The organism is Gardnerella sp. DNF01151, from assembly GCF_049244235.1.
Classification (GTDB): Bacteria; Actinomycetota; Actinomycetes; order Actinomycetales; family Bifidobacteriaceae; genus Bifidobacterium; species Bifidobacterium swidsinskii.
Genome location: NZ_CP058389.1, coordinates 1,036,822 through 1,054,432, shown reverse-complemented (window position 1 = coordinate 1,054,432; position 17,611 = coordinate 1,036,822). Strand labels below are relative to the sequence as shown.

Below are 17,611 nucleotides of genomic sequence, written 5' to 3'. Positions count from 1 at the left end.
CTTGATTTGCTGATTTTTCAACAATTTTTAGCAATAAAGGGGTTCACTTTTGTAAGATTAAACATTCTAACTTGTACAACTTGTAGAATCTAAGTTTTTTTCAGTGTTTGTTTGTAAATGACAATATTAAGTATTATTTTTTGTACTTCATGCAGTCGTGTCGATTCTGTTATCAAGTACAATAAATAATATGCTCCGAGAATTTGCTGTAGAAGCCATTCACCCAACTCAAGACGGTGATACCATTTATTCCTTACTCGCCAATCGTGCTATGCGTAGCCCACAAGACTTGGTTGCTCAATGGCAAGACGATGAAACTCGTCGTTGGCATGATGTTACTTCATCTGAAATGCTCGCGAAAGTTCGTGCAGTAGCTCGAGGCTTAATAGCGCTCGGAGTTCAGCATGGCTCCAAAGTTGTTATTTACTCTGCTACATGCTATGAGTGGGGTGTTGTCGATTTTGCTTGTGCATGTATTGGTGCTGTAAGCATTCCTATTTATGAAACAGATTCAGCATTGCAGGCAGCTGACATTATCGATGAAGTTAAGCCAGTTATTGCTTTTGCTGGAGACGATGCGCATGCTCAATGCTTAGAGCGTGTTCGTCAGGATCATAAACATATAACTTTGAAAACCGTATTTAATTTCAAAGCTGGCGGCTTGGAAGCCGTTGTTGATTTTGGTAAATCTACTACTGATGATGAGCTTAATAAAGCTGTTGATGCTGTTAAGGCAGATGATTTAGCTACTATTGTTTACACTTCTGGTTCGACTGGTAGACCTAAAGGCGCAATGCTTTCAAATCGTAATTTTACGCATATTGTTTTTGCTGGTTATGATGTTCTTAACGATATGCTATGCAAGCCAAATCGTTTGCTTTTATTCCTTCCATTGGCGCATTGTTTTGCTCGGTACATTCAATATGTTGCTATTGGTGCTCACGGTGTTATTGGATATGTGCCTAATGCTAAGCATCTTTTGGCTGATTTGCGTAGTTTTAAGCCTACGTATTTACTCGGCGTGCCTAGAGTTTTTGAAAAAGTTTATAATGCTGCCTCACAAAAAGCTGGTGCTGGTATAAAGGGTCGTATCTTTGCTAAAGCTGTAAAACATTTCATTCAATGGTCTCGTGACAATGTTGAAGGTAAAACTCATTCTCTTGCTGCACGCATGAATCATGCGATGTATATGAAAACAGTTGGCTCGTCTATTCGCTCAGCTTTAGGCCCTAATCTTTCATGGTTGGCCTGCGGTGGAGCTCCAATGGATGCTGATTTAGCTCATTTCTTTAATGGTCTTGATGGCATTACTTTTATTCAAGGCTATGGAATGACTGAAACTGCCGCTCCTTGTGTAGTTAATTTTGAGCATGCAAATCAAGTTGGATCTGTAGGTCGACCTGGTCCTGGTATAGCTATCCGTCTTGCTGACGACGATGAAGTGCTTATTAAAGGTCCTAACGTATTTATGGGATATTTCAATAAGCCTGAGCTTACTGCAGAAGTTATTGACGAAGATGGATGGTTGCATTCAGGCGATCTTGGCTCAATAGATGATGAAGGATTCTTGTCTATTACTGGTCGCAAAAAAGATATTATTATTACTGCCGGTGGCAAGAATATAAGTCCTGCTCCTATGGAAGGTATTATTGCTCAATGCCCATTAGTTTCTCATGCTGTAGTAGTGGGCGATGGTAAGCCATTCGTTTCTGCTTTAATTGAGCTTGATTCAGATATGGTTCGTTCTTGGCTAAAGAATAAGGGTATGGATGTTAACCTTACTATGAGTGAGATTGCTACTAACGAAGCAGTGCGTTCAGTAATTCAGCAATTTATTGACCAAGCTAATAGTACTGTTTCTCGCGCTGAGTCTGTTCGTAAGTTTGTTATTTTGCAAGATGAATTTACTCAAGATGCTGGAACCTTGACTCCAAGTATGAAGATTGTTCGTCCGAAGATTCTTGCTCGCTATGCTGATATTATCGAAACGCAATTGTATGCTCCAAAGCCTAATACTCGTCCTTTGCCAGCAACTGTAAAGATTCTCGATAAAACTACTGAGACTGTTAAGCAAGCACAGGAGACTGTTAAGCAAGCTCAGGAAGCTGTAACTCCTCGAGTACGTCAAGCTATCGATCAAGCTGCGAATCATTTGAAGCGTTTTGGTGAAGAATCTTCATCAGATTCCTCTTCGACATCGCATAGTGATCATAATGAACATGTCGAGTAAAAAGCTTACACATTTGTAGTTGTTTTTCGTTATTCCTACTTACATAAAAGAAAGAGTAATCGAGTGTCTATTAGAAAAATTCGTATTGTTCCGGATCCCGTATTGCGAACTCCTTGTGATGAGATTCGTGAAATTACGCCAGCTGTGAAACATTTAGTTGATGATTTATTGGAAACGGTAAATGACCCAGGTAGAGCTGGATTGTCTGCTAATCAGATTGGTGTAAGTTTTAGAGCTTTTTCTTACAATATAAATGGTCGAATCGGCTATATTTTAAATCCCGTAATTGAAGAGCTAAAAGGTGAACAGTACGACGACGAGGGTTGCCTTTCTGTTCCGGGATTATGGTACAAAACTAGGCGTGCAAATTATGCTAGAGCTTGTGGAATTGATTTAGATGGTAAGACTGTAGTGCTTGAAGGTGAAGGTCTTATGGCTAGAATGATTCAGCATGAGTGTGATCATTTAGATGGTCATATTTATTTAGATAGACTTGAAAAGGACGTGCGCCGTCAAGCGTTGCGTGAGTTGCGCAATAATATGCGTAACTAAGTTTTAGTTTTTATGCTTTATGTGTAAATAATTTTTTAAAAATTATCGGCGTTTTTGTTGCTTTTATTGCTACAAGAATGCCGATTTTTAGTATTGAGCATCTGATATAATCGCTCTTTGCGTGTCCATTTTGAGCATGAGTATTGCCGCGTTGTATGATTGCTCGCTTTTTATTGTCTACACGGATTCGCAAATACGCGCCATGTACGCGTCCGTTCGTGTCGGTCGGCTTGGATTTAGACATGTGTTAACCAAGTTGCATGCGAACAGACATGGCCAGGAAATAACCGACAAGAAAGGTATATAGATATGGCACAGATTACCATGAGCGAAATGCTGAAGGCTGGTTTGCACTTCGGTCATCAGACTCGTCGCTGGAACCCAAAGATGAAGCAGTTCATTCTTACCCAGCGCAATGGTATTCATATCATCAATTTGTTCAAGTCTCTCGACATGATCGACAAGGCTTATGACTTCATCAAGCAGACTGTTGCTCACAACGGCACTGTTCTCTTCGTGGGCACTAAGAAGCAGGCTCAGGAAGCTGTACAGAATCAGGCAACTCGCGTAAACATGCCTTATGTTTGCGAGCGTTGGCTTGGCGGTATGTTGACTAATTTCCAGACTGTTTCTACTCGCGTAAAGCGCTTGAAGGAACTTGAGGAAATGGACTTCAGCGATGTTCGTGGATCCGGCTTGACTAAGAAGGAACTTTTGCTTCTCGAGCGCGAGAAGGACAAGCTTTCCAAGCAGCTCGGTGGTATTCGCAACATGAACCGCACTCCATCCGCCATGTTCGTTGTTGATATTAACAAGGAAGCTTTGGCTGTTGAAGAAGCTCATAAGCTTGGTATCCCAGTTGTAGCAATTGTTGATACCAACACTGATCCTGAGGCTGTTGAGTATCCAATTCCTGCCAACGACGATGCTATTCGTGGCATTGAGTTATTGACTAGCTTGATGGCTGATGCTGTAGCTGAAGGTTTGCTTGAGCATGCCGGTAAGGGCGCTAAGTCTGAAGGTAATGATGCTCAGCCAATGGCAGCTTGGGAGAAGGAATTGCTCACCAAGGAAGGCGAAGCTGAAGCTAAGCCTGCCAAGGAAGAAAATACTGAGGCAAACGCCTGATAAGCTAATTTGCAACCAGATTCTTATTTAGAAGCTGCAAAATCCAATTGATTTTGCTTTTTGCAGCTTTTAAGAATCATATTGATACGAGGAGAACAAAATGGCAGCAATTACTGCAGCGTTGATTAAGCAGGTGCGCGAAGAAACTGGCGCCGGCATGATGGACGTTAAAAAGGCTCTTACTGAAGCTGAAGGCGACGTTGCCCGCGCTAAGGAAATCATCCGTGCTAAGGGTATTCAGGCAGCTGGTAAGCGTGAAGGTCGTAAGGCTCAGGAAGGTACCATCGCTTCTAAGGTTGTTAAGTCTGCTGAAGGCGAAACTGGTTACGCAGTTGAGTTGAATTCTGAAACTGACTTTGTGGCAAAGACACCAAAGTTTGTGGAATTCTCAAACACTGTTCTTGACCATGCTGTTGAAGCTAATGCTTCTACTGCTGAAGAAGTACTTGCAGCCCCAGCTGATGGTGCAACTGTTAAGGAATCTGTTGAAGAAGCAGCAGCTTTGTTCGGCGAGCATGTCAAGGTTGGTCAGGTTGCTAAGGTAAGCGGTCCACACGTTGAGATTTACGCTCACAAGAAGTCTGTGGAATTGCCTCCAAGCATCGTTTCCATGATTGCTACTGACGAAGCTGGTGCAAAGGTTGCTCACGAAGCTGCTTTGCAGATTTCCGCTATGGGTGCGCAGTGGCTTCGCCGTGAAGATGTTCCAGAAGAAGTTTTGGAATCTGAGCGTCGCGTTGCAACCGAGAAGTCCTTAGCTGAAGGCAAGCCAGAGAAGATTGTTCCAAAGATTGTTGAAGGACGTATGAACGCCTTCTTCAAGGAAACTGTACTTCTCGAGCAGGCATACGTTAAGGATCCATCCAAGAGCGTTGGTGACTTGTTCAAGGAAGTTGGCGGCACCGCTCTTGCCTTTGCTCGCGTTGAGGTTGGCAAAGGTGCTGCTGAATAAGCACTAATTATATGAGAATTTATTTTTGTTCTTGTATATAGGGTTGCGTGCACAAGTTGTGCGCAACCCATTTTTATATTCATTGTCCAGCTTAACGTGCGTTTTGAGTGTCGTTATTGATAGATAAACTGACAAAGATATACCTCATTCGCCGTTATGACTGGAGGAATCTGTATGGCTATTGCACAAACGGATGAAGGAAAGTCCCGTAGGGTTTTATTAAAGCTTTCTGGAGAAGCATTCGGTGGTGGTGCTGTTGGTATTGATACTCATGTCATTCGTAGGATTGCTGGCGAAATAGTAGCTGCAGTGAATCAAGGCGTTCAGGTTGCTATTGTTGTCGGCGGCGGTAACTTCTTTAGGGGAGCAGAACTGCAGCAAGCAGGTATTGATCGTAGCCGTGGTGATTATATGGGTATGTTGGGCACTGTAATGAACTGCTTGGCTCTTCAGGATTTTCTTGAGCAAGCAGGGCAAGCAACTCGCGTACAAACTGCTATTACAATGGGTCAGGTTGCAGAACCTTATATTCCGTTGAAAGCAATTCGTCACCTTGAAAAGGGTCGTGTGGTTATTTTTGGTGCTGGTGCCGGAATGCCATATTTTTCTACTGATACTGTTTCTATTCAACGTTCATTGGAAATTCATTGCGATGAAGTTCTTATGGGCAAGAATGGTGTGGATGGCGTATATAGTGCTGATCCTCGTAAAGATTCTACTGCTCGTAAGTTCTTAACATTAAACTACAAGCGCGCTATCGTTGATGGTTTAGCTGTTATGGATGCGTCTGCGCTTTCTATGGCTCGCGATAATAATCAAAAAATTCGTGTGTTTGGTCTTGAGGGCGAAGGTAACGTAACTAGTGCTCTTGTTGGAGAATCTATTGGCACATTAGTGTCTAATGCAGAGCCAACATTTGCTTAAATATTATAAAGGAGAACACATGTCAGCAATAATTGATCAAGCCCGTGAACAGATGAATAAGTCTGTTGAAGCTACTAAAGAGAATTTTATGGGTATTCGCACCGGTCGTGCTAATCCTGCTTTGCTAAACGGAATTATGGTTGATTATTATGGTGCTCCAACTCCAATTAAAGCTGTTGCATCTATTGGTGTTCCAGAGCCTAGAACTCTTTCAGTTACGCCTTTTGACGCTTCTCAAGCGAATGCTGTTGAAAAGGCTATTCGCGATTCTGATTTAGGTGTAAGCCCTAATCGTGATGGCAATGTTATTCGTGTTACTATGCCAGAGCTCACGGAAGAGCGTCGCAAGGAATACGTCAAGCTTGCTAAGAATAAAGCAGAAGAAGGCAAAGTTGCAGTTCGCAATATTCGTCGCAAAGCTAAGGAATCTATTGACAAGTCTGTTAAAGATGGTGAACTTGGCGAAGATGAAGGCGATCGTTTACAAAAAGAGCTTGATAAAGTAACTAAGCAAGTTACTGATTCTTTAGACGTTTTGCTTGAAGGTAAGCAAAAAGAAATTATGGAAGTCTGAGATTTTTGTAGTTTCAAACTGAATGGGTGCCGTATGAGTCAAATAAAACAGCATAATTTTGTCAATGAAGTCAGTAAAGCAAATGCTGAAAAAACTGCATCAGAAGTAGGATTGTCTTCTGACAAAGCAGATACTGCTACACATGGCACCCATGAAACTTTAAGTGATATTAATCGTCGCACAGGCAGGAATATGCCTCAGGCAGTTGCTACCGCCGCAATACTAGTTGTTGCAATTGTTTCTTGCTTAATTATTAGCATTGATGTCTTTATCGTGCTTATGGCCATTTTTATGGTTCTGGCATTGTGGGAATTACATGTTGATTTTGCAACTCTCGGTTTGCGTATTCCTTTCGTGACGTTATCAATATGTTCGCTTGTAACTATTTTTGCAACATACTATGCAAAATGGCATGCTGTTGCTATGGCTAGTGGAATTACTGCATCTTTGCTTCTTACAGTAATTTGTGCGACTCTTAGCAGTACTATTTCAGATAGAACGATGCAAGCTGTAGAAAAAAAGCTCGATGGTTCTAACCGCTCATCATACGAACATACTTTATTTACGAATACGTCTGTTTCGCTATTCGTGGTGTTGTACATTCCACTTTTAGCTTCTTGCATCGTATTAGCTCTTACAAATACAAAATACGCAGTTGCTCACGCTATGCTTTTGGTATTTTTACCTGCATTAAGTGACACTGGCGGATTATTTGCTGGTGCATGGTTGGGCAAACATAAGCTTTCTCCGCGAATCTCTCCTAAGAAGTCTGTAGAAGGCTTAATAGGCTCAATGCTTTTTGCAATTATAGGAGCATATGCAATTATTGCAGGTTTTTATGGTTCCTCTTGGTTCAATTTCTGGTGGATGCCATTAGTCATGGGTATTTCTTCTGGAATTATTGGCACATTCGGTGACTTGTGTGCTTCTATGCTTAAAAGAGATATTGGTATTAAAGACATGGGACATTTGCTAAAAGGTCATGGTGGTGTTCTTGACCGAGTAGATTCTATTTTGCTGTGCGGTCCTGTGCTGCTTGTGCTTTTGCAACTTGCTCATTTCTGAATTTATCTGTCGCAATCGTGGGCTTAGACTAATATCGACGCCATGACAGTCTGTTTTATTCCGTCGCCAAGTATTTCGCAATTTTCTCTTGGCTTTGTAAACATAAAGTTTTACGCTCTTAGTATTCTTGCCGGTATTTTGATGGCAATGTGGATTACTACGCGTCGATGGAAGCGTCTTGGAGGAGATTTTAACCAGATACTTGATCTTGTTTTAGTCAGTCTTCCTGCTGGAATAATTGGCGCGCGTTTGTATCACGTTATTACAACTCCAGAAAAGTTTTTTGGCTCTAATGGTGATTTTTTAGAAATTTTTAGAATTTGGAATGGTGGTCTAGGAATTTGGGGCGGTATATTCTTAGGCGCATTGGCTGCTTGTGTATTATGCAAGTATCGTAAATATCCTATTGGATTACTAGCTGATTGTGCAGCTCCTGCTGTGCTTATTGCTCAAGGTATAGGAAGATTGGGGAATTGGTTTAATCAAGAACTTTACGGAGCTCCTACTAACTTGCCGTGGGGTTTGAAGTTAAATTATGATACTACTCAAGCAATAGGTCATAGTGAAAGATGTTATGATGGGTTAACGTGCCCAGAAGGCACATTATTTCATCCAACATTTTTATATGAGATGATTTGGAATTTCATCGGTGCTGCATTGCTTATTTATTTTGGCAAAGTTATAGCTAAGAAGTTAAAAGCCGGTTCCGTATTCGCACTTTATGTTATGTGGTACACAATTGGACGCGTGTGGATTGAGGCATTGCGAATTGATTTTTCACATGTTTTCTTAGGTGTGCGCATTAATGTTTGGGTTTCTATTATCGTATTCATGTGTGCAACTATTGTTTTTGCTTTGCTGCAAAAGAGTACTAGTACTCGTGAGTCTCTTGTTGAACGACTTATAGATATAACTTCAGACGAAAGAGAACGTGAGTCTCAGAACACTTCTAGTAAGTAAGATTCAAGTATTTGAAAAAGCAATTTTAAAAATCTTGTTTTTATAAAACTAGTCGCTTGCATTTTCTAGAATAGTACACATGAATATACAAATAGCACCTAGCATTCTTTCCGCAGATTTTTGCAATCTTGAGCGTGACCTCGATGCAATATCTAATGCGGATCTTGTTCATGTCGATGTAATGGATCATCACTTTGTACCTAACTTGACTTTGGGTGAACCAATTGTTAAGCGAATTTGTGAGGTTACTAAACTTCCAGTTGACGTACATTTGATGATTGAGGATCCAGATCGTTGGGCTCCAGAATATGCTAGACTTGGAGCTGCTTCTGTGAGTTTTCATATGGGTGCTACTCATGCTCCAGTGAGATTAGCTCGTCAGCTTCGCGATATGGGTTGTAAAGCTTGCTTTGCTGTGCGCCCTGCGGAACCAGTTGAACCTATTTTCGATATTCTTGATGAATTCGATATGGTTCTTATTATGACTGTTGAGCCTGGTTTCGGTGGACAGAAGTTCTTAGCTAATCAAATGAATAAGGTTCGCCGTTTACGTGACGAAATTACTCGTCGTGGTCTCAATACTCATATTCAGGTTGATGGAGGAGTTAGCCCTTCAACTGCAGCAATAGTTGCTGAAGCTGGTGCTGATGTGCTTGTTGCAGGTTCTGCAGTTTATGGAGCAGAAAGTCCTAAAGAAGCGATTGAAGCTATTCGCAATACTGCAAAAGCTGCTTGGCGTGAATAAATATTAGATGTATGTTGGGGGCATGAAATATGTCCCCAACATATTAAGTATTGCACAACAAGCGAGTTTTTTTGATGCGAATATATGCTGATTAATTGTGTGATTTCGTATGAGGAAGATATTATGACTAAGTTCGTTATTAATCAGGAATATAGTCCTGAAGCAATGAATCGAGTTTTGACAATACCTAATCTAATCAGTTTTTTGCGCATATGTTCAATTCCCTATATTGCTTGGCTTATTACACAGCAACAGATGACTTTTGCTCTTATTGTTTTAGCAATATCTGCGTTTTCTGATTGTCTTGATGGTTATATTGCTCGTACTTTGAATCAAGTTAGTAAGTTGGGTCAAATTCTTGATCCTATAGCTGATCGTCTATTAATTTTTTGCAGTACGTTAGCTTTAGCTGTTGCAATGATTATCCCTTGGTGGGCACTTTTATTAGTAGTATTGCGTGATGCTATTATGGCTGTACTTGTAATAGTACTTGCGCAAAGAGATTATGGTCCTTTGCCTGTTAACTTTGTAGGTAAAGCTGGCACAGCACTTCTTATGCTTTCAATTGTTTCTTTAATGATTGTTTATGCTGTACCTACTGAGTCTATGCTCGTACTTTATGCTGCTGCACTTGCATGTGGAGTGTGGGGTATTGCTCTATATTGGTATGCTGGTCTGCTTTACTATATGCAAGCTTATTTGTTACTTGCTAAGTCAACAAAAACTAAATAAGGCGTGTACGCACATATGACTAAGCAAGATGAATTTGTTAGTTTAAAAGATAGTATCAAAGATTTAGATGTAAAACATACGTCTCATAAAAGCACTATGCCAATGTCTTTTGCTGCTCCTGATGGGATGTCGCTGACTAGGCGTAGGGCATTATTTTCGCACTCATTTACTGGTATTTCAACGCATCATGTTGTAATGTCTTCCAGTGGTTTTGCTCACAATCATGATCGTAGACGTTATATTGACGATTATGCTTTGCGTCTTATTGATGATTTAACTAATCGTCCAGTTGATCCAATGTTTATGGATGCAAGATTAAGTAAACAACCTGTTAAACCGTTTAATCTGTGGTTCACTAGAGCTATAGTATTTTTATTGTGTGTTTCTATTGGTACTGTTGGGAGCCAGTTTGTTCGCAAATTGCACACTGATCCTAGAAAAGCAATACGTTCTTCATTAGCTAATGAGTTGTCTGGCTATACGTCTCGTTTCGATAAGCTTGTAGAAGAAGTAACGTCATTGAGAAATAACGTAGATCATGAGTCGCAAAAAATTACTACGCCTGAAGAGGATGAAGTTAGTAAATCAGATGATATGGTTAATGGCACTCATGCTGTAGAAGGTTCTGGGATTACTTTGACTATTGCTAATCCTATTTCTGCTTCGAGCGATGTGAATAGCGGTTCTTTACCTCGCGAAAGTAATGGCGCAAGAATGCGATTAGTTACAGATCGTGATATTCAACAATTTGTGTCATTATTGTGGGAAGCAGGTGCTGAAGCTATTTCTGTTAACGGGCATAGACTTGGAGCGCAAACTTCTATTCGTGTTGCTGGTCAAACTATTCTTATTGGAGTTAATCAAACTCAAAGTCCATATGTTATTGAAGTTATTGGCGATTCTGATGATTTAATTAAACAATGTAATGATATGAAACGCATGAAATGGTACGCATCTTTAGTTAATGCAGGCATTAATCCACAGGTTTCACCTTCGAGAGTTATACGACTCAGTGCAGCAAACACAGGCGATATTAGTTTTGCCAATGAGAGAATTAGGAGATAAGCATGGCAGCGATTTTTGGATTAATTTTGGGAGTATTAATTGGAGTTGTTGTTCATCCAGATATTCCGATTGTCATTCAACCTTATTTACCTATTATGGTCGTTGCAGCACTAGATGCGTTGCTTGGTGCTGCACGTGCATATTTTGAAAGAAACTTTTCGGATAAAGTTTTTGTTATTTCATTCTTCTCAAACGTTATAGCAGCTACGTTGCTTGTTTTGCTTGGAAATCAGCTTGGCGTAGGTGCGCAATTACAAACTGCAGTTATCGTTGTTTTAGGAATTCGTATTTTCTCTAACGTTTCTGCAATTCGTCGTTTCATCTTCAGGAGTTAGCATATGGTTTCAATGTTTTCTCATTCTCCACAAGATGATGATATTCTTCATAAAATGCGTCGTCAAAAATCGCATGATCGTGAAAGTGATGAAACTCAAACTGGATCTTTCCCAGCAGTTCATCGTAAAGTAAAATCTTCACTAAGCGGTCACGTTACTCGAGCGCGTATATTTACGGGCTTTTTAATGATGTTGCTCTGCGCTTTATTAGGTTTTGCGTACATGATTCAAGTTAATCGTAGCAACTCACTTTTGTATGAAACAATGAGCGAAGAAGAATTGACTCGTCTTATTACAGAAACTCATTCTCAAATTCAGAGTTTGGAAAGCCGAAAAAGTGAATTAACAGGTCAGCTTAATTCGTTGCGTGAAGCAGTAGATAAACAAGATGAAGCTCGTCGTATTGCTCAGCAGAATGCTCAAGCAAATGGTCTTATTTCTGGACGTCTGCCGGCAGTAGGTAAAGGTATTGTAGTTCACATTACTGCAGGTGAAAAAGAGAATATTGATGCCGCTACGATGTTTCAGCTAATAGAGGAATTGCGAAATGCTGGCGTAGAAGTTATGTCTATTAACGATGTAAGAATAGTTACTTCAAGCTATATTTCGCAAACTAAACATGGTCTTATATGCGACAATATTATAATTGATCCTCCTTATATTGTGAAAGCAATTGGTGACCCTCAGAATTTGCAAAATGCTGTTAATATTGCAGGCGGTGTTGGGTCGCGTTTAAAAATTAAATTTGGTTCTTCTGTAATGGTTTCAGTGCCTGATGAAGTAGAAATTACTTCGACACGCGAACCAAAACAGTACGAATATGCAAAACCAGTCGAGTAACAAGGTAGAATAGCAAGTATGACTGAACCGATTCCTACAGCTGGCGAAACCACTATTATTGGTATGCCAGCTATTCATATTCCAATGAATACAACTTCAGATCGTCCTATGCAGCAGGATGATTTTGATACTATAGCGAAATTACTTCCTGGTACTGCGTTGTTGATTTCAACTAGGGGAGCAGTGTCTGGTTCTCGCTATCTTCTCGATGAAGATTTAGTAACAGTTGGACGTGATTCGCATGCTGATATTTTGTTAGACGATTCTACTGTTTCGCGTGCGCATGCAGTGTTTAAGCGCCATAATGGCGTGTTTAGCATTTCAGATTCTGGAAGCCTAAACGGTACGTATGTAAATCGTGAACGTGTTGATAAATCAGTGCTGCATAATGGCGATGAAATTATGATTGGCAAATTCAGACTGGTATTTTTCGCACATGACGCAGTCACAGTCCGATAATGTGATTAATGCAGTACAGGGGGAGCTTTTTAACTTTTCCTTGTCTGCTGATCACGCTTCAGGATACCGTGGTAGTGTCGCTATGAAGGTTGCCGGTATTACTTACCGGCAACTCGATTATTGGGCTCGTAAAAGCATTATAGAGCCTTCAATTCATGCATCTAGCGGTTCTGGTTCTCGTCGTTTGTATTCTTTTAAGGACATTGCGATTATGGCTGTAGCTAAAAGGCTGCTTGATGCTGGCGTTAATTTAGTTAATGTTACTACGGCTATTATTTTTCTTAATCGATACTCAGAAGAACGCTTAAGAAATATGACTATTATTTGTGATGGTCAATCTGTTCAAGAGTGCGATGAGAATCAAGATAATATGCGTCGTATGCTTGCTTCTGGTTTAGCAGTATTTGCTATTGCTGTTGGTCGCATTGTTTCTAGAGTGGAAGAGGACTTATCTTCTGAAAATTCTGTTGATGCTACGCAAGTTGAAGAAAAAAGTAGTAAGTCTACTCACAAATCTTATTCAAAACCTACTTCTCATACATCTTCAAACTCATGGAGTCTTGTTCAGGAAACGTGGGGATAATGGCATGTTCGTAGTTGTTATTATCGCTGTTATTTGCTGGTTTGCTTCAGTATCATTGTTTTTGTATAGTACATTTACTTGTGTGCGTTTTTTAGTAAAATTTCGAAAAAATGCTTATTTGAAATCAAATAGTATTAGCAATAGTAATAAGAGAAGTTCTATTGGTTTAATGCCTTGGAGTATTGTTATTACGCATTGTTGTGGGCTTCCTTGCGCAATGCTTGCATACATGCTTTTGCATATTGTTCGCGATTTTGGATTTGTTTGTGATGATTATTGGTTATTAATGAGATCAACGCTGATTGCGTCATATGCGATTATTATCGCGCTTATTTTTGCTAATATTTTTGCAATGCTATTTTGTGCGTACCGAAGTTGCAAGTCTTAGATTATTTAGCAAGAAGTATCGTAGGGATATTATTTGATAGTAGTGTGAGACTTTGTTGGTTGCGTTTGATTATTATCTCTAATTTGACATAACGTACATTATCGGATAAATATCAAGTAAATCTAGTCAAATAATAAGCTCAACCGGCAGAAACTGTGCAGCGTTGTAAAGAAACTGTCGTTTTCTCACTAAAAAACGACCGAAACTTTACGAGGGTGTAAAGAAAAAGCCGTTACGACAAAAATTCTGATTAGATTAAGCGAAATATTCGCAAATTGCAGTGTTTAATTCGTTTACGCTATCAATAATTCTGTAAGATCCGTGTGCTTCAAGCTCGCCAGGCTCAGCATAGCCCCAAGCGCATCCCAAGCAATCCAAGCCGCAATCTTTTGCTCCGTCAGCATCAGTCCAGCGGTCTCCAACCATCAAAGCTCTGTCGCCTTTTTCTGGATTGTAATCAATCACATCAAAAACATAACGAATAACTTGAGTTTTGCTAATACGCGACATATCTTTACTCGCGCCATAAATTCCGTCAAGATACTTCGTTAAACCAAAATAATCGCAAATAGGCTTTACTTGATATTCTGGCTTGCAAGATGCGGTTGCTAAATAATATCCAGCTTCACGAAGTTTTGTGAGTTGCTCAAGTATTCCATCGTATACTTTGTTAAGTAGGCATCCTGAAATTTTTGTACCAGGATTATTAGGATCATCAAAAGTTGCTACTTCAGAATAATACTTGCGATACGTAGCAAGTCCCTTTGCTAGCAGCGATTCAGGCACATTATTGCGTTGAAGAGATTCTAAAATTGAAGGACCTATAAAACGGTGCATTTCAGCATCGTCCGGAATAGGCTGTTTCAACTCTTTCAATGCAAGCTTTGCGCAAGTAATAATACCAGCATCTGACTTTGTTAATGTGCCATCAAGATCAAGCAGAATAATGTGACGACTAGTACATCCTGAAGACACTGAGAATTCACTCATAGTCAGGAATCCAGCCCTCATGATGCATTTTTAGACGCTTGTCTAGTAAAGTTTTTAATTCTTCTTCACTACGACGTTCAAGCAGCATATCCCAATGCGTCCTAGACGGCTTGTTGAAATCATCATCTGGGCGATCATCGTCGCCTTCGCGATGTGCAATCGTGCCGCAGCGGCATTCCCACTCTTCAGGAATTTCTGCGCCTTGAGCAAAAGGAAGAATCGTGCGATGCCCCTTTGGGCACACATACACAACATCATTTCGTGCAGCGAAATCTACATTATCGTCAGATTCCAATGATTTCGCACCAATGCTCATACCGCGTAAACTGCGTTCTGCCATAGTATCTCCTTGTGTAGTACTTTATAAAATTACCGAATTGCACGGACTATATATATAAAAACGATTTATATATACAAAATACATGCGTTTTATTTGTATACGCTCATACTTATACATCTGAGTATGCTACAACTCCACGGTTTAATAGTTTTGCAGCTTCATAAGCGCATGAAGCAAGATTTTTATCTACGCCATCTATAGCTTGTAAATATTCTCCTGTTGCAAAAAGTTGAGTAAGTAAATCAATAAGACGTTTAGTTTGACGCACAAAATCTCCTCCAGTGCTGTCGGTATTGCGCAAAATTTCAGCTAGATCAGCACCATTAGCCCAATCGTACATAATATCTACAGCACCAAATTCAAGCGGTCTTAACGCTGGCAAATGAGCGTCTGCGCATAATGCGCTAGTACGCATAAATAATTCTTTCATTCGCAATACTGTATTAAATATCGCGCCATCCTTGCCGCCTGGATATCGTCTAGGTTCTCCCCCTGCAGGTCCTCTAGATTCATAAACTAATGCAGACAAGCACGATAATAATTCAAGCGGCGAAAGATCATTAAAAATTCCTTCGCAAATAGCTTCAGCAAATACAATGTCTAGTTCGTTATACAACCTTCTTAACAATTGACCGCGCTCAGTAAGGTGCAAAATTTGGTTTTGTGAAGAATCTTCAGATTGTAAATAATCCAAACTGTACAATACGTCACAAATATGGTCAAAAGTTCTAGCAACAGAACCAGTACGAGATTCGTAGCGTTCACGTACTTGATCAAGTTCCTTATGTTCTCTAATCCAATGGTAGCCCCAACGCAAATGTTGTTGAATATCTGCACAACCTGCACACGGATTCGTTCGCTCAGCTTCTCTAAGATTTGCAATAACATCATCCAACGCTTTAAACGCTGCTGTGCGTTCTGCATCTGTGCGGAATAAAGTATGTTTAAGTTTACGGCGTTGATCGTGTTGAGCTTCTTTAAGCTTCATACGTAATTGTAAGAATTCAGCAAAATCCCCATGTTCGCAGTGGAATGCTTCTTCATAGCCTTTAAGAGCTGTTTCAAGTTCGTTCATGCGATTATGTAAACGTTCAGCAGAAGCATTAGCTTCCCATTGAGCAAAAGAACGATCTAGTGTTGTTCTAGCAGTGTCTGCATCGCTTGAGTTCAGCAAATTAACTGCCATATTAAACGTAGGAACGAAGCTGGAATGTAGCGGGTATACGCGTTTACTAGAAAGTGCTGCAGCTTGTTGAGGGACGAAATCAGCATGATCTACAAGAATTGCGTAACCAATATCGTCAATTCCACGTCTTCCAGCACGACCTGTAAGTTGCGTAAATTCTCCAGGCGTAAGAGGTACATGCCCAGTGCCGTCAAATTTTACTAGCTTTTCTACAACAACGCTTCGAGCTGGCATATTTAAGCCTAAAGCAAGTGTTTCTGTTGCAAAAACAACTTTAATAAGTCCGCGTTCAAATAGTGTTTCAACAATGTGACGGAATAATGCAATCATACCGGCATGATGTGCTGCAAATCCTTGTTCGAGAGCAAAACGAAAACGTTCAAAGCTTAAAGCGTGTAAATCTTCTTTAGAAAGTTGATTTGCAACCATACTGTCGACAATTTTACGTATTTCGTACATTTCTTCATCAGAGGTAAGTATTAATCCTGCGTTTAAACATTGTTGAACAGCTTGATCGCATCCGGAACGAGAGAAGATAAAATAAATTCCTGGCAGCATTCCTAGGTAATCTAATTCGTCAATAACAGCCCAGCGGCGAGGAGTATGTCGTTTCGCGCATTTATCTAACTGTGCAACTCCCCCGTTAACTCTGTGTTTCTTACCTTTTCTGTAACGGTATTTGCTATCGCTGTAAGATTCTTTACGGCGACGAGCTCGGTACTCAAATTCATTAAGTTTCCTAGTCAATGCAGGGTTAACGCGCTTAGTTACGTTTCCATTATTGTCATGGTCGTATAAATCGAGTAACTCAGGCTCAGTTGCAGAATCCTCTTGAACAACAACATGTCTTTCTAAAGGCACAGGTCTGTGTTCGTCGACAATCAAATGAGTTTCTCCACGCACTGATTCTAGCCATGCAGAAAAATCTTCAACATTTGAAACAGTTGCAGACAACCCAATAATTTTCACCGATTTCGGAAGGTGAATAATAACTTCCTCCCACACAGCTCCGCGGAATTTATCTGCAAGATAATGAATTTCGTCAAGAACGACAAAACCTAAGGATTGCAACGTAATCGAATGCTCGTAAAGCATATTTCTTAAAACTTCAGTAGTCATTACAACAATGTCTGCTTCAGGATTTACAGAAGTATCTCCAGTTAATAACCCTACTCTGTCTGAGCCGTATAGTTCGCAGAAATCGTGATATTTTTGATTACTTAAAGCTTTAATAGGCGTTGTGTAAAAAGCTTTTACATTACGATTTTGCGCAAGAAATACAGCAAAATCCGCAACAACAGTTTTACCAGCTCCAGTAGGAGCAGCAACTAAAACATTATTGCCATTTTCTAGTGCATCAATAGCTTCAAGTTGAAAATCATCAAGTTCAAAAGACAAAGAACGCTCAAATTTAGATGCCATTGAACGCTCGTGCTTCATTGTATTTTTAAAAGCTGCGAAACGTTGTGAAGGAGATAATACTACATCATTCTCATTGCAGTCAGTTGGATTGCCTGATTTATTTTTGCAGTCTTTTTTCTGTGATAAATGAGACATAAAAAG

19 protein-coding genes are annotated in these 17,611 nt (G+C 40.1%); 16 read left to right on the top strand and 3 right to left on the bottom strand.

The features are described 5' to 3' along the window. Positions 1–190 precede the first annotated feature (190 nt). The 16 genes from HXT37_RS04540 to HXT37_RS04465 all read left to right on the top strand — a co-directional run bounded on the left by HXT37_RS04540 (position 191) and on the right by HXT37_RS04465 (position 13,532). Positions 191–2,230 (top strand): AMP-dependent synthetase/ligase, encoded by a 2,040-nt coding sequence (locus HXT37_RS04540; protein WP_033888437.1) that lies wholly within the window; start codon positions 191–193, stop codon positions 2,228–2,230. A 63-nt stretch (positions 2,231–2,293) separates the two neighbouring features. Continuing rightward, complete coding sequence (locus HXT37_RS04535) at positions 2,294–2,782, top strand: peptide deformylase (protein ID WP_004108893.1); 489 nt, start codon at positions 2,294–2,296, stop codon at positions 2,780–2,782. A 309-nt stretch (positions 2,783–3,091) separates the two neighbouring features. Then, on the top strand, positions 3,092–3,910 hold the full coding sequence (gene rpsB / locus HXT37_RS04530; RefSeq protein ID WP_032842488.1) for a 30S ribosomal protein S2: 819 nt from the start codon (positions 3,092–3,094) through the stop codon (positions 3,908–3,910). 100 nt (positions 3,911–4,010) lie between these two features. After that, positions 4,011–4,862 (top strand): translation elongation factor Ts, encoded by an 852-nt coding sequence (gene tsf, locus HXT37_RS04525; protein ID WP_004106601.1) that lies wholly within the window; start codon positions 4,011–4,013, stop codon positions 4,860–4,862. Positions 4,863–5,036: 174 nt separating this feature from the next. Further along, the gene (gene pyrH / locus HXT37_RS04520) at positions 5,037–5,786 is read left to right on the top strand and encodes a UMP kinase (RefSeq protein ID WP_004108906.1); all 750 of its coding nucleotides are present in this window, start codon (positions 5,037–5,039) and stop codon (positions 5,784–5,786) included. Between the two features lie 19 nt (positions 5,787–5,805). Then, the gene (gene frr / locus HXT37_RS04515; RefSeq protein WP_004106603.1) at positions 5,806–6,360 is read left to right on the top strand and encodes a ribosome recycling factor; all 555 of its coding nucleotides are present in this window, start codon (positions 5,806–5,808) and stop codon (positions 6,358–6,360) included. 33 nt (positions 6,361–6,393) lie between these two features. Then, entirely contained in the window at positions 6,394–7,425 is a 1,032-nt protein-coding gene (locus HXT37_RS04510) for a phosphatidate cytidylyltransferase (protein ID WP_004108908.1), read from the top strand. Positions 7,426–7,467: 42 nt separating this feature from the next. Then, the gene (gene lgt / locus HXT37_RS04505) at positions 7,468–8,385 is read left to right on the top strand and encodes a prolipoprotein diacylglyceryl transferase (protein ID WP_004108913.1); all 918 of its coding nucleotides are present in this window, start codon (positions 7,468–7,470) and stop codon (positions 8,383–8,385) included. A 79-nt stretch (positions 8,386–8,464) separates the two neighbouring features. Further along, positions 8,465–9,130 (top strand): ribulose-phosphate 3-epimerase, encoded by a 666-nt coding sequence (gene rpe, locus HXT37_RS04500; RefSeq protein WP_004108916.1) that lies wholly within the window; start codon positions 8,465–8,467, stop codon positions 9,128–9,130. A gap of 123 nt (positions 9,131–9,253) precedes the next feature. Beyond that, on the top strand, positions 9,254–9,862 hold the full coding sequence (locus HXT37_RS04495) for a CDP-alcohol phosphatidyltransferase family protein (RefSeq protein WP_064621630.1): 609 nt from the start codon (positions 9,254–9,256) through the stop codon (positions 9,860–9,862). Between the two features lie 15 nt (positions 9,863–9,877). Next, positions 9,878–10,927, top strand: coding sequence for a DUF881 domain-containing protein (locus HXT37_RS04490; RefSeq protein ID WP_081378935.1), 1,050 nt, complete (start codon positions 9,878–9,880; stop codon positions 10,925–10,927). Positions 10,928–10,929: 2 nt separating this feature from the next. Next, entirely contained in the window at positions 10,930–11,262 is a 333-nt protein-coding gene (locus HXT37_RS04485; RefSeq protein ID WP_004106615.1) for a small basic family protein, read from the top strand. Between the two features lie 3 nt (positions 11,263–11,265). Further along, positions 11,266–12,102 carry a DUF881 domain-containing protein gene (locus tag HXT37_RS04480; protein WP_004108919.1) on the top strand — a complete coding sequence of 279 codons (837 nt, stop codon included), beginning with the start codon at positions 11,266–11,268 and terminating at the stop codon, positions 12,100–12,102. Between the two features lie 18 nt (positions 12,103–12,120). Further along, positions 12,121–12,561 carry an FHA domain-containing protein gene (locus HXT37_RS04475; RefSeq protein WP_102155138.1) on the top strand — a complete coding sequence of 147 codons (441 nt, stop codon included), beginning with the start codon at positions 12,121–12,123 and terminating at the stop codon, positions 12,559–12,561. Continuing rightward, on the top strand, positions 12,539–13,144 hold the full coding sequence (locus tag HXT37_RS04470; RefSeq protein WP_102155140.1) for a MerR family transcriptional regulator: 606 nt from the start codon (positions 12,539–12,541) through the stop codon (positions 13,142–13,144). Before HXT37_RS04475 ends, HXT37_RS04470 begins: the two co-directional genes overlap by 23 nt. Before the next feature lie 118 nt (positions 13,145–13,262). Next, positions 13,263–13,532: a hypothetical protein gene (locus HXT37_RS04465; RefSeq protein ID WP_410310383.1), complete on the top strand. Its 270-nt coding sequence runs from the start codon at positions 13,263–13,265 to the stop codon at positions 13,530–13,532. Positions 13,533–13,787: 255 nt separating this feature from the next. Here the strand turns inward: HXT37_RS04465 and HXT37_RS04460 are convergent, their stop codons facing one another. From HXT37_RS04460 to HXT37_RS04450, 3 genes are all read right to left on the bottom strand, one after another. Then, positions 13,788–14,522, bottom strand: coding sequence for an HAD hydrolase-like protein (locus HXT37_RS04460; protein ID WP_421779326.1), 735 nt, complete (start codon positions 14,520–14,522; stop codon positions 13,788–13,790). Continuing rightward, positions 14,515–14,862, bottom strand: coding sequence for an RNA polymerase-binding protein RbpA (locus HXT37_RS04455; protein ID WP_004106625.1), 348 nt, complete (start codon positions 14,860–14,862; stop codon positions 14,515–14,517). The genes HXT37_RS04460 and HXT37_RS04455 overlap by 8 nt, the downstream gene beginning before the upstream one ends. A gap of 109 nt (positions 14,863–14,971) precedes the next feature. Beyond that, entirely contained in the window at positions 14,972–17,605 is a 2,634-nt protein-coding gene (locus HXT37_RS04450; RefSeq protein ID WP_421779324.1) for a DEAD/DEAH box helicase, read from the bottom strand. Between the last annotated feature and the right edge of the window lie 6 nt (positions 17,606–17,611).